The 12,577-nt window shown below is 65.3% G+C and carries 13 protein-coding genes; 7 read left to right on the forward strand and 6 right to left on the reverse strand.

What is annotated here, in order from left to right:
* Positions 1-26: 26 nt before the first annotated feature.
* Together AC1DBE_RS07815 and AC1DBE_RS07820 are read right to left on the reverse strand one after the other, a co-directional pair.
* Positions 27-707: a DNA alkylation repair protein gene (locus AC1DBE_RS07815; protein ID WP_476970166.1), complete on the reverse strand. Its 681-nt coding sequence runs from the start codon at positions 705-707 to the stop codon at positions 27-29.
* 80 nt (positions 708-787) lie between these two features.
* Positions 788-1,675, reverse strand: coding sequence for a glycerophosphodiester phosphodiesterase (locus tag AC1DBE_RS07820; RefSeq protein ID WP_476970167.1), 888 nt, complete (start codon positions 1,673-1,675; stop codon positions 788-790).
* A gap of 50 nt (positions 1,676-1,725) precedes the next feature.
* Between AC1DBE_RS07820 and AC1DBE_RS07825 the strand changes: the two genes are divergently transcribed.
* The gene (locus AC1DBE_RS07825; protein ID WP_476970168.1) at positions 1,726-3,036 is read left to right on the forward strand and encodes a DUF445 domain-containing protein; all 1,311 of its coding nucleotides are present in this window, start codon (positions 1,726-1,728) and stop codon (positions 3,034-3,036) included.
* Between the two features lie 253 nt (positions 3,037-3,289).
* On the opposite strand, the gene AC1DBE_RS07830 is transcribed toward AC1DBE_RS07825, so the two are convergent.
* On the reverse strand, positions 3,290-3,559 hold the full coding sequence (locus AC1DBE_RS07830) for a hypothetical protein (RefSeq protein WP_476970169.1): 270 nt from the start codon (positions 3,557-3,559) through the stop codon (positions 3,290-3,292).
* Between the two features lie 142 nt (positions 3,560-3,701).
* Positions 3,702-4,478: an SDR family NAD(P)-dependent oxidoreductase gene (locus tag AC1DBE_RS07835; protein ID WP_476903516.1), complete on the reverse strand. Its 777-nt coding sequence runs from the start codon at positions 4,476-4,478 to the stop codon at positions 3,702-3,704.
* A gap of 255 nt (positions 4,479-4,733) precedes the next feature.
* Between AC1DBE_RS07835 and AC1DBE_RS07840 the strand changes: the two genes are divergently transcribed.
* From AC1DBE_RS07840 to AC1DBE_RS07865, 6 genes are all read left to right on the forward strand, one after another.
* Entirely contained in the window at positions 4,734-6,071 is a 1,338-nt protein-coding gene (locus AC1DBE_RS07840; protein WP_476970170.1) for an MFS transporter, read from the forward strand.
* A 35-nt stretch (positions 6,072-6,106) separates the two neighbouring features.
* The gene (locus AC1DBE_RS07845) at positions 6,107-6,985 is read left to right on the forward strand and encodes a transketolase (protein ID WP_476970171.1); all 879 of its coding nucleotides are present in this window, start codon (positions 6,107-6,109) and stop codon (positions 6,983-6,985) included.
* Positions 6,982-8,001: a transketolase family protein gene (locus tag AC1DBE_RS07850; protein WP_476970172.1), complete on the forward strand. Its 1,020-nt coding sequence runs from the start codon at positions 6,982-6,984 to the stop codon at positions 7,999-8,001. The genes AC1DBE_RS07845 and AC1DBE_RS07850 overlap by 4 nt, the downstream gene beginning before the upstream one ends.
* Before the next feature lie 124 nt (positions 8,002-8,125).
* A complete protein-coding gene (locus AC1DBE_RS07855) occupies positions 8,126-8,785 on the forward strand; it encodes a GntR family transcriptional regulator (RefSeq protein WP_476903514.1) in 660 nt (219 codons plus the stop codon).
* Between the two features lie 566 nt (positions 8,786-9,351).
* Positions 9,352-9,546, forward strand: a complete 195-nt coding sequence (locus AC1DBE_RS07860) for a hypothetical protein (protein WP_476878162.1) — start codon at positions 9,352-9,354, stop codon at positions 9,544-9,546.
* A gap of 91 nt (positions 9,547-9,637) precedes the next feature.
* Entirely contained in the window at positions 9,638-9,883 is a 246-nt protein-coding gene (locus tag AC1DBE_RS07865) for a hypothetical protein (RefSeq protein WP_476903513.1), read from the forward strand.
* A 578-nt stretch (positions 9,884-10,461) separates the two neighbouring features.
* Here the strand turns inward: AC1DBE_RS07865 and AC1DBE_RS07870 are convergent.
* On the reverse strand, positions 10,462-11,685 hold the full coding sequence (locus AC1DBE_RS07870; protein ID WP_476903512.1) for an MFS transporter: 1,224 nt from the start codon (positions 11,683-11,685) through the stop codon (positions 10,462-10,464).
* Between the two features lie 42 nt (positions 11,686-11,727).
* The gene (narI, locus tag AC1DBE_RS07875) at positions 11,728-12,576 is read right to left on the reverse strand and encodes a respiratory nitrate reductase subunit gamma (RefSeq protein ID WP_476878164.1); all 849 of its coding nucleotides are present in this window, start codon (positions 12,574-12,576) and stop codon (positions 11,728-11,730) included.
* Position 12,577 lies beyond the last annotated feature (1 nt).

Consider the following 12,577-nt stretch of genomic DNA (forward strand, 5'->3'; position numbering starts at 1 on the left):
CCGCCTGGCGTCAGCCGGCCATGGCTTCAGCCCGCCCGGCGGACCATCTCGGTAATCCAGACGGGGGCGAACGGCGGGGTGCAGCCTGGCGGCGTCGGATAGTCCTTGAGTACTTCCAGGCGTTCGCCAATTCCGATGGCGCGGCTTCGCTGCCCGGCGTGCTCGATGCCGATCTGCGCCAGGCAGTGGTTCATGGCCCACTGCAGGCGGTCCGGGGCATCCTTCATCTGCGCCTCGATGATGTCCAGGAGCCCGTCCAGGTCGAGGCCGGCGGGGTCCTTCGCGACCCGCTCGGTGGTCAGCGCCCAGCCGGCACTGGCGACCACCGGGTCCGGATCGGAGAACCAGCGCTGCCGCAGCTCCTCGGCGTGCGGGTTCTTCTTCACCACATAGTTCACCAGCCAGTCGTGCACCTTCGGAGCATGCGCGGCCCGCAGCATGCCGTCCAGTTCGTCGGGACCGAACGACGCCGGGCGGCAGACCAGGATGGCCAGGAGCCGGGCGGGCGTTCCGCCGGTTTCCCATAACCGGACGGCGAGTTCCTGCTGCGTCTTCAGCCGCTTGGCGATGGCGCGCAGTTCACTGAGCTTCACGCCGTGATCGTCGCCGTGTTTTTCGTTCACCCGCCGGACCTTCGGGTCCTCGAGCAAAGCCAGCTCGGCCAGCACCGCGTCCACGGACGCCGGGTCCGCTGCTGCCTTGGTCATGCCCGTCTCCTGTCCGGCAGCGGGCGTCGCCCGCCGCCAAGAATCCGCCGCCTCTAGACCCCAAGCCTAATCTCACCCGGCTAGAGCGGCGCCAGCACCCGGGCGAGGACGTCGGCGGGCCGGTTGGTGGTGATCTCCTGGATACCCAGCTCCCGGCACAGGTCGACGTCGGCCGCCGAGTCCACTGTCCAGACCCGGAACCGGCGCCCGGACTCGAGCCAGCGCTTGACGGTGCGGGCATGCCCGCGCACGTAGCTGATGCCGGGCCCGGCCAGTCCCACGCGGCACTCGTCGAGGATCTGTTCGCCCTCGGTCTGCGCAGCCTTGAGGACGTTGGCCACGGCGCCGCCGGTGAGCGCTCCGAGGCCCAGTTCCTCCCGGAGCTCCTCTACGTTTACGTCGTCGATGAGCTGGCAGACGGCCTCGGCCGGAACGGACTGCAGCAGGTGGTTCACCGAGTCGGGGCTGAAACTCATAAAGGACACCCGGATGTTGTCCAGCCGCGACGTGCCGCGGTCCCAGCCCTCGGCCTCGAGGATCTCCAGCACCCGGTCCTCGAGCTTGAGCTGGTAGGGGCTGGGGTGCTTGAGTTCGATTGCCAGCCCGATCTCCCGGCCCGCCAGTCGCAGGATGTCCAGCAGCTCCGGGAGCGTCAGGAACTGCTCGGACCGGGCGCCGTACTCCTCCGGAATCCGGGCGCCCTTCCACGAACTGAAGTCCAGTAGCCGCAGTTCGGCCAGGGTCCGGTCCGCGACAGGGCCGGTGCCGTCCGAGGTGCGGTCGAGGTTGGCGTCGTGGAGCAGCACGGCGTGCTGGTCGCGAGTGAGGTGGACGTCGCATTCGACGCCGTCGGAGCCGTCGGCGATTGCCTGCAGATATGCGGCCCTGGTGTGCTCGGCGAAGGCGCCGCTGGAGCCCCGGTGGGCATAGATCAACGGGCGGGCGGCGGCGGAGTCCTCGGTGCTCATGCTGACACGTTAGCGGACGCCGGTGGCCGGTGCCGGGCTAGGCTGGGCACATGCAGGTGAACACTGAGCGACCCGTCCGCCCCGCTGCCGCCGAAGCGGGCGTCGAACACACGCTGTCCGCCGCGGATGCCGGCAAAGCCTCGGCGCTGCGGAAGATGAAGCTGGTGGCCGTCTCCCTGCTGATCGGCATGGCTGTGATCTTTGTTGTCGCGTTCGCCTTGCAGAAGCAGTACCCGTGGCTTGAGTACGTCCGGGCCGCGGCCGAGGGCGGCATGGTGGGCGCCCTGGCCGACTGGTTCGCCGTCACGGCCCTGTTCAAATACCCGCTGGGCCTGAAGATCCCGCACACCGCCATCATCCCGCGCCGCAAGGACCAGATCGGGGCGTCGCTGGGCGAATTCGTCGAGACCAACTTCCTCTCCGAACAGGTGGTGAAGGAAAAGCTCGCCAGCATGGACATCGCAAGGAAAGTGGGCGGCTGGCTGTCCGGGCCGGGCGGCCCGGAGCGGGTGGCCAAGGAGGGCGCCGCCGTGATCCGCGGTGCGTTCACGGTCCTGAACGACGACGACGTCCAGGCAGTCATCGAGGGCATGGTCCGCAAACACCTGCTGGCTCCGCCGTGGGGGCCGCCGGTGGGCCGGCTCGCCGAGCGGGTGTTCGACGACGGCCACCACCACGCGCTCGTGGACCTGCTGGTGGACCGCACGGTGGACTGGGTGCGGGACAACCACGAGACAGTCAACCGGCTGGTCACGGACCGCTCCCCCACCTGGGTGCCCAACTTCGTCGACGGGCTGGTGGGCGACAAGGTGTATCTGGAGATCCTGAAGTTCACCCGGGCGGTGCAGTCGGACCCGCAGCATCAGGTCCGGGTCTCCATCGACAAGTACCTCCAGGAGCTGGCCCGGGACCTGCAGCACGATCCGGTCATGATCGCCCGCGCCGAAGGGATCAAGGCGCAAGTGCTGGGCGATCCTGAGGTCCGCGAACTGGCCTCGCGCACGTGGGGCACGGTCAAGGCAGCGCTGCTGGCCGCCGTCGACGATCCGCACAGCGAGCTGACCGTCAAGTTCAAGGCCGCAGTGCACGACTTCGGCACCCGCCTGGTGGTCGACCCCGAGCTGGCCGGCAAGGTCAACACGTGGATCGGTGACGCCGCCGGGTATCTCGTAAACAACTACCGCGCGGACATCGCAGGCGTCATCACCGACACCGTCGCCCGCTGGGATGCCGAGGAAACCTCGCAGAAAATCGAACTGCAGGTGGGCAAGGACCTGCAGTTCATCCGGATCAACGGCACCGTGGTGGGCGCCCTGGCCGGGCTCGCCATTTTCACCGTGGCGCACCTGCTCTTCGGCTAGGGTCCGGCACGGGCCAGAAATATTTGGGTGTCTCCTCGCCTTAGCAGCGCAACTGCCGCACCCCTTCGTCTCGAAACCCTAGGGATTCGAGCCACTGAAGTTATGAGACACATGGGTCCAGGCGCCCAGGTATGCAAAGGGGCGCCGTTTCGGGCTGAAAGCCTCGGGACATGAGGAAAGCCCCTCGGGAGGGGCTTTCAATGGGAATGGACGTGCTTGCGTGGATTGGTCAGCGGTGACGCGCTCCTAGGACTCATGTCGTTTGCGGCGGAAGGTGTGCCGCCGCCAATTTGTAGCAAAGCTTTCCGTCCAGTTCCCGCGGTCGGATCCACACTTGGTAGCCTTCCGCTGCGGCGAAAAGTTCTCGTCCGTTCCTGCTGTCGGGAGCCAGCCACAGGGCGGAAGAATCGGGCATGACGTCCTCAACAATCCCTGCCCGGACGACCGAGAAGTCCTTGCGGATTTCCACCGGTGTACCGACCAGCCGACTCCAGTCATGGTAGGGGTATGGGTTAGCAGTCATCTTCGAACCTCGTTTCTCGGGCCTGGCGCCGGGATTTTCGTCGTACGCCCGGATAGACGTAGCGGGGACCGGGCACCACTCCCCTGAGGGCTTGAGGGTTCTTGAAGTCGTGTCCCCCGGCCCTGCAGGCGCAGGGACTTCGTTAGTGGAGGTGGCTCCCACCGTTGATGTCGATAGTGGTGCCGGTGAGATATGCGGAATCCTCGGAGGACAGGAAGGTGATGACTGCGGCCACTTCGTCGGTGGTGGCGTTTCGGCCAAGGGGGATGCCGGCATTGATGGCGGCTTCCTGTTCCTCAGTGCTGCCGACGCGGATGTTGGTGTCCACAGCCCCGGGGGTGATGGCGTTGATGGTGACGCCGGTGGTGCCGAGTTCGCGGGCGAGTGCCTTGGTGAAGCCAAGGATGGCGGCCTTCGCGGCGGAGTAGGGAACCTTGCCGAACACGCCCCCTCCACGCTGGGCAGAGACAGAGGACATGTTCACGATCCGGCCCCAGCGGTTGGCGATCATGTCCGGGAGGAACGCCTTGGTCACCAGGTAGGTGCCGGTGGCGTTGACATCCATGATCTTGTGCCAGAGCTCCAGAGTGGTTTCGAGGAACGGGACCGGGGAGGTAATGCCGGCGATGTTGGCCAGGGCGCCCACCGGGGGAAGATTGCCCTGCTTGACCTCGGCCGCTACTGCGGCCTGGGCGGTGATGACGGAGGCTTCGCTTGCTACGTCGATTTCGTGCCCGAAAGCGGGGACGTCGAATTCGTTGCCGATCTCGGTTGCGACTTTGGCAGACTTCTCGCCATCGAGATCCAAGATCACGACCGCCCACCCCTGACTGGCGTAGCGGCGGGCAGTGGTGATGCCGATGCCGCGCTCGGAGGTGGCCCCGGTCAGGACTGCGGTGCGCTGGTTGGTGTGGCTCATTGTTGCTCCTTGAAAACCTAGGGGGTATTGCGTTCGGCAGACAGAGCGACCCGCCGGTGTGACTCGTCGGCGAGACCGTCCTAATTTGCAGGGTGATGTGAATCACTGTAAGCCAACCGACTGTCAACAGTCAACTCTAGACATTGACTGTTGACAGTGTTCATGACCTGCGTCACTATTGTTCGTGTCAGGTTTGTTAACAGTCGACAGCGTTGGAGCCCCGAGCCCCTCGCTCATCGAAAGGGACGAAACTCCATGAGCAATGAAGCTCTGAAAATGCGGGGCCATGTACACGGCACCAAGGACGCCAAAAGGGTCGCCATTGGCTCCAGCGTCGGCGCAGTGATTGAGACGTATGACTTCATCGGCTTCGGCACCGCAGCGGCGCTGTATTTCGGAACGGCCTTCTTCCCCGGCAGTGACCCGGTGACCGGGACGCTGGCCGCATTCGCCACCCTCGGCGTCGGCTTTGCTGCCCGTCCGATCGGCGGCATCATCGGCGGCCATCTCGGCGACAAGCTCGGCCGCAAGCCGGTGCTGGTCTCCTCCCTTATTCTCATGGGAATTGCCACCTTCGTCATTGGACTGCTCCCCACCTACAGCCAGGTCGGCCTGCTGGCCCCCGCCCTGCTGGTGTTCGTCCGCATCGTCCAGGGCTTGGCCTTCGGCGCGGAATGGGGTGGCGCCATCCTGATGAGCTACGAACACGCGCCTTGGAAGTCGAAGGGCAAGTTCACAGGCATGGTCCAGGCCGGCTTCCCGGTCGGGCTTCTGCTGGCCAACCTGGTTTTCCTCTCGAGCGCACAGCTCGGCGGCGAGCTGACCTGGCGCATCCCGTTCCTCGCCAGCATCGTGCTGGTGATCGTGGGCCTGATCATCCGTTCCAAGGTCCCCGAGTCCCCGGTCTTCGATGAGGTCAAGGACTCCGGCACCATCGTGAAGTCCCCCATCGTGGAGGTCATCAAGACCGACTGGCGGAACATCGTCAAGGGCATCGGGCTGCGCATTGCAGAGACCGCCGGCTACGCCGTGTCTATCACCTACATGATTTCCTACCTGAACACCCAGCACCTGGCGGACAAGACCCAGACCCTGCTGGCCCTGTGCATCGCCTCGGCAATCGGCATCTTCGCCACCCAGGCCTGGGGAGCGCTCACCGACCGGATCGGCCGGCGGCCGCTCTATGTGTGGTCCTGCGCCTTCGCCCTACTGTTCGCGATTCCGATGTTCCTCATGGTCAACACGGGAATGTTCTTCTTCATTATCGCCACCCTCGTGATCTCCTACGCCGTCTGCCAGAACTCACTCGCCGGCGCCCAGGGCGCGTGGTTCCCCGAGCTGTTCCGGGCCAACACCCGCTCCTCCGGGGCTTCGCTGGCCTACCAGATTTCGGCCACCGTCTCCGGTTTCACCCCGTTCATCACCACACTGCTGTTCGTGAGCTTCGGCTGGATGGGCCCGGCGCTGCTGTTCGCCCTCTACGCAGCCATCGGACTCTTGGCCGCCATCAACACCAGGGAAACCTGGGGCAAGCGTGAGCGCGAGTTCGCTGACGAAGCCACCAAAAGCACCCCCAACATGGTGAACGCTTGATCACCGCAACGACCCAGACGAAATCGGAGCTAACAATGCCAACACTTACCGCCGAGCGCGTGGACCAGGACCGCGTGACGAAAATCAGCGCCGCGGCCTACCGGATACGGCACCACGCCCTGAACATGGGGGAGGTGCAGGGACAGGGCTACGTGGGCCAGGCACTCGGCGCAGCGGACATGCTCGCCACCGTCTACGGGGACCAACTGAACTTCCGCGCCGAGGACCCGCACTGGGAAGCCCGCGACCGGTTCCTGCTCTCCACCGGCCACTACGCCATCGGCCACTACGCCGCGTTGGCCGAGGCCGGAATCGTGCCCGTGGAGGAACTGGAGACCTACGGCTCCGATGACTCACGCCTGCCCATGTCCGGGATGTCCACCTACACCCCCGGCATGGAAATCTCGGGCGGCTCCCTGGGCCACGGCCTGACCATCGCCGTCGGCATGGCCCTGGGACTGCGCCACCAGGGCTCGAACGCCCGAGTGTTCAATTTCCTTTCCGACGGGGAACTGGACGAAGGCTCCACATGGGAGGCCGCCATGGGGGCCCACCACCACCAGCTCGGCAAGCTCACCGCGATGGTGGACATCAACGCCCTGCAGGCGGACGGCAAAACAGATACCGTCCTGCGGACCGAACCAGTGACGGAAAAATGGGAAGCGTTCGGCTGGTACACCCAGCGGGTGGACGGGAACGACGTCAGCGCGCTGCTGGCGGCATTCGACAACGCCGCCGCCCAGGCCGCCGCCGTCGGACGCCCCTCAGTAATCCTGTGCGATACGAAGGTCGGCCGCGGCGTTCCGCTGCTGGAGAACCGCGAAAAGGCGCACTTCATGCGCATCGAAGAACACGAATGGCAGACCTGCCGCGAACAACTCACCGCCGGCTACGAAGGAAAGGCTTCAGCATGAACACCACCACCGAGGCCCCCGACACCGCCACAGCGGCCAAGCCGAAGCTGAAGACCTCGGCGATGATCGCGTCCTTCGCGGATGCCGGCCAGAAGACCGATTCCGCACCGTTCGGGCACGCCCTGGTCAAGGCCGCGCAGGAAAACGACAAGATCGTGGGCCTCACCGCCGACCTGGGCAAGTACACCGACATGCACATCTTCGCCCAGGCCTTCCCGGAGCGGTTCTTCCAAATGGGCATGGCCGAACAGCTGCTCTTCGGCGCAGCCGCCGGCTTCGCCGAAACCGGGCTTGTCCCCTTCGCCTCCACCTACTCGGTGTTCGCCGCCCGGCGTGCCTACGACTTCCTCTGCTTGGACAGCGCCGAACCGAACCTGAACGTAAACATCGTAGGCGGCCTTCCCGGACTGACCACAGGGTACGGGCCCAGCCACCAGGCCACCGAGGACATGGCTATCTTCCGTGGTATGCCCAACCTGACCATCGTGGACCCCTGCGACTCGATCGACATTGAACAAGCCGTACCCCAGCTGGCGGCCAGCGACGGCCCGACCTACCTGCGCCTGCTGCGCGGCAACGTCCCTACCGTCCTCGACGAGTACGGCTACACCTTCGAACTTGGCAAGGCCAAGGTTCTGCGTGGCGGCAACGACGTCGTGTTCATCTCCTCCGGCCTGATGACCATGCGTGCCCTTCAGGCCGCCAAGGCACTTGCAGCCCACAACGTTGACGTCGCGGTCGTCCACACCCCGACCATCAAGCCGTTCGACGCCGAAACGGTCCTCGCCGAGATCAACACCGACCGCCTCGCCGTCACGCTGGAAAACCACTCTGTTATCGGCGGCCTGTTCGAAACGGTGGCCTCCGCCGTCGTCACCGCGGGGGTGGGCAAGCGCGTGGTTCCCGTGGCGCTGCCGGACCAGTTCCTCGACGCCGGCGCCCTGCCCACCCTGCATGACCGCTACGGCCTCGCCGTGGACCGCATCGTCGCCAAAGTCCTCGCCGAACTCAGCTGACCGCCCGGGATTGGCTGCTCAGAACTCAGAAAGCACGGCCCCGGCGCCCGCCGGAGCCGTGCTTTCTGCCGTATCATCAAACAACCAACTGTAAACAGTCGACGTATAACACTGAGGACGGGCCATGGCCGGAACGACAGCCCCGCTGCTGGGATTGCAGAAGCAGAACCTGCGCGAGCAGGCGGTTTCAGCACTGCGCACCGCCATCACCAGCGGAGAGCTGGAGCCCGGACGGCACCTGGTCGAAACCGAACTTTCGGAAATGCTGCAAATCAGCCGAGGAACGCTGCGTGAGGCGCTCCGCCAGTTGGAACAGGAAGGTCTGCTGTCCTCGGGCCCGCGCGGCCGACTCTCGGTACGGCACCTGGACGGAAAAGAGATCCGCGACATTTTCGCCGTCCGGGCCGCCCTCGAATCTCTGGCCGCACGCACCCTGTGTGAGCTCGCTGACCGCGAAGCTGCGATCGCCTCCCTGCACCTGACAGTTGACGCAATGGAGGCGGCTCAGAACGCGTCATTGGAAGAGCGGATCGAATCCGACATGGAATTCCACCGGACCCTGTGCCGGCTGACCGGAAATGAAACACTGCTCCACTCCTGGGAATCACTGGAGGGATCCATCCGGATGTCCATCATGTTCGCTGGGCGGGAAAAAGGAGTCAGGAACATGGGCGTGGATCGGCACCGCGAGATCGTCGCGGCCATCGAAACCGGTGACGCCACCTTGGCCCGCAAAACGATCCGCGAGCACATGGACGGAGCCGCGGACAACCTCGTCGCCTAGGTGTACGCAGAGGGCAGTCCCTTCCACCTTCATACGGCGAGCAATGCCGCTACAACCAGCTCTTCACGGTAACGCGGCCACGAATTGCTGTGGGTTGCACCGCACAATCAGAGGCGCTTCAATCTCCGTGCGCCGATCCCCCAGCAGCCGTCCGTCATGCGACTTTCGGCGGTATCGCGGTCTGTTTGCGACCCTATTTGGCGCCGACGCCAAGAATCTAAGGACCCGCTGCCTAGCGGCGCGTGGCGTGTAGCTGAGGCCCGCCAGGCTCCGTGACATGCCTTCCTCCCGGACTGTTTTGATCTCTCTACTCGCCATAGCCGCCGGCTACGCGGTGATCTTCGGAGCCGTGAACCTGCAGCGCCAGACCGAAGGCGGCAGCTTTCATAGGACTGTGGGTCGAATCTGGGTTGTTGCTATGTACGTCGCGGTTCTGACCTCGTTCGGACTCAGGACCATCGAAGGCGGGTCAATTGGCTCCACGCACTCTCGGCGCTGACCGTCTGAACACTGACGGCCAGGACTGCGGGCCATCTCAAAGAAAACATCAAGGCCACCGAAGTTTCATGACCGGAAGCTACTCCGGCCTAATCGGCGCCTTTGTGGGCCTTCTGGCAGTGGCATCGCGCCGCATTTCCCAGCTCGCCATCTATGATCTACCCCTCAGTGGGCTGCTGATCGTGGCCCTCCTCGGCACGGCCGCAATGACACTCTTTGGTATCGCCCAATTCGGCAAGACACAGACGTTCTCAAGCGCCTGAAAAGGGATCCCTAAACGAACGCAAGGGGGACCGCCGGGCCAGATCCGGGTAATACACTCGATGCAAGAAGTCAGCTGAAAGGAAACACGAAATGACCGGAGTTGGTTCGGTATTTAGTCGGGAACCTGGTATCAAGACGTTCTACCTTATTGACGATGCATCTGCCGCAGGGTCCTATGATCTGTTGCAAGATGAAAGGTATTCGACAGTCGTTGATGAACTAATAGCGGGTCGGGATATAAAGGCGATTGAGGTTTACTGCGAGGTTACCGGCGGAAATATCGCCGAGGGCAAGGCTGCGGTAGACGAATTCCGCTACTTACTCAGCGGGAAGTAGTTGGATTGATTCGAGCCCGGGCGCTTTTCGACAGGCGGCCCGCGACCAACATCACGGCAAACGACGGCGCTGTGCTCAAGCCCCGAGACACGGCCGTCGCCTACCTAGTGGCGGTGCCAGGTAGCCGTGCCGCAAGCCGGTCGTCGAAAGCGCAGCCTGGCAGAAATTCTTCCTTCGGCGCTGTTGCTCGCCTTTAAAGGCACGTTTACCCTGCGCTATGAAATGCACGGTGAAGGTGCCCTAACCGCTACCCTCCGGACCGTCTTTCGTCGGAATTTCTTGGGATCCTCCCGACGGGGCGATTCTCATAACTACGTCTCGAAACCTTTTGGCTGAATCGTTGTATCCGACGTCGGTTATGAGACAGCCATCGGGCAGCCATGACAAAACTCATCCGCATGCACGCGTTTCAACGCGGCAGCAGTCGACCGAGCGGCAGCAGGCAGTTCTTCTGGCCTGAGGAGCACTGCCGGCTGGCCCCCTCCGTTGATCGCGGCGCATCCACCCGCCCCTGCCCATCGGCCGGTCGCGGCAAAGGCATGGGGGCAGCCCGGCGGCTGTCAGACTGGCGGCGCGGCTCAGGCGGGCGCGACCGTGGCCCGGGGCCGGCCGTGCAGGGCGAAGACCGTGAAGGCCAGCGCCGCGAGCGCCGTGACCACCAGCAGGAAGAGCCCGATGGAGTAGCTGTGGGTCGCGGCGTCGTACGTGGCCCCCATGACCAGCGGCGGGAAGTACCCGCCCAGGCCGCCGGCGGCGCTGACCACCCCGCTGATGCTGCCCACCTTCCCGGCCGGGGCCAGCACCCCCACCCAGGCGAACACGCCGCCGGTGCCCAGGCCCAGGGCCGCCGCCATGGCCACGAACGTCAGGCCGGCGGGCACATCGCCGTCGGGCTGCAGGTTCACCACCCAGGCCAGCAGGGCGACGCCGGCCAGGGAAAGCACCACCACGGGCTTGGGGCCGAACCTGTCCGCCAGCACCCCGCCGACCGGCCGCGCCAGCACGGCGGCAAGGGCGAACCCCGCCGTCCGGGCACCGGCGGCGCTCGGATCGAAGCTGTACACGTCCCGCAGGTAGGTGGGCAGATACGTCGCAAAGGACACGAAGCCGCCGAAGACCACGGCGTAGAGGAAACACATCTTCCAGGTGACCGGTGTCTTCGCGGCGTCGAGGAGTTTGGGCAGCACCGGGGCGTAGTTCCGGCTCCAGCCCGGCGCCTCCCGCATCAGGAACCATACGAGCGCCGCCATAACGGCCAGGACCCCGGCGATCAGCAGGTGCGTGGGAAAGTAGCCGATCCAGGCCACAAGCCGCGGGTTCAGGAACGCGGCCAGGGCCGTGCCTCCCATCCCGGCACCGAAAACTCCGGTCGCGAAGCCGCGCCGGGAAGGTTCGTACCAGGCGCTGACGAAGGGGATGCCGACGGCGAACACCGTCCCGGCGATGCCGAGGACCAGGCCCGCGCCGAGCACCAGCGCGAAGGAGCGGATGGTGCCGCCGACGGCCACCAGCAGGATCGGGACAATGGCCGCCAGCAGGACGAAGCTGAACAGGACCCGGCCTCCGTACCGGTCCGTCAGGGCCCCGACGACGATCCGCCCGAGCGAGCCGACGAAGACCGGCATCGCGACCAGGATGCCGGTGGTGGCCGGGTTGAGCTGGAGGTTTTGGGTGTAGAAAGCCCCGAGGGTGGCCACGGAGTTCCACGCCCAGAAGCCGGCCACGGAGGCCGCGGTGGCGAGCACGAGGTTGAGCATCCGGCCGTGCGGGACGGCCGCGGCGGGGTTCGCTGTTCCGGCCACGGGGGCCTCCTTTCGGTGGGGCGGGGACTCGGGCGGGTCCGGTTACCGGTTCCTGGTATCCCGGTCCCGGGTTCCGACGGCGGACCAGCCGCGCCGGGCGGCGGTGCCGGAGGGCCGCGGGGCCCCGGCGCTGTTCCGGCCCCGGGTGCCGCCGGCCGCAACTGGGGCGCGGTCCCGGGACCGGTACACGATGTAGGGGCGGAAGAGGTAGTGGAACGGCGCGGTGAAGGCGTGGACCAAGCGGGTGAACGGCCAGATCACAAAGAGCGCCATGCCCACCAGGGTGTGCAGGTGGAAGGAAAACGGGGCTGCCGCCATCGCCCCAATGTCCGGCTGGAAGATGAACAGCGACCGGAACCACGGGGCCACGGTCTCACGGTAGTTGTGGCCGTGCTCGCCCTCGAACACGCTCGCCAAAGTGGTCCACAGCCCGAACACCAGGGCCGCCGTAAGGACGACGTACATGGTTTTGTCGTTGGTGGTGGTGGCCATAAAAACTGGGCCGGTGGTGCGGCGGCGGTAGATCAGCAGGAGGATGCCGCCCAGTGTGCCCACCCCGGCGATGCCGCCCACCAACAGGGCATTCAAGTGGTAGAACTCCTGGCTCATTCCCACGGCCTGGGTCCACGCCATGGGGATGACCAGGCCGAAGAAGTGCCCGGCGATGACGGCGAGCAGGCCGAAGTGGAACAGCGGCGAGGCGATCCGCAGCAGCCGGGATTCGTAGAGTTGCGAGGAGCGGGTGGTCCAGCCGAACTGGTCGTACTTGTAGCGCCAAACCAGGCCTCCCACCAAAACCACCACCATCACGTACGGCAGGACGCCCCAGAGCACAATGTCCAGGGTGGAAAGTGCGGCTGCCGGGTCGGTCCCGGTCTCGGCTGCGAGCATG

The sequence above is a fragment of the Arthrobacter sp. 10T416 genome, from assembly GCF_056394165.1.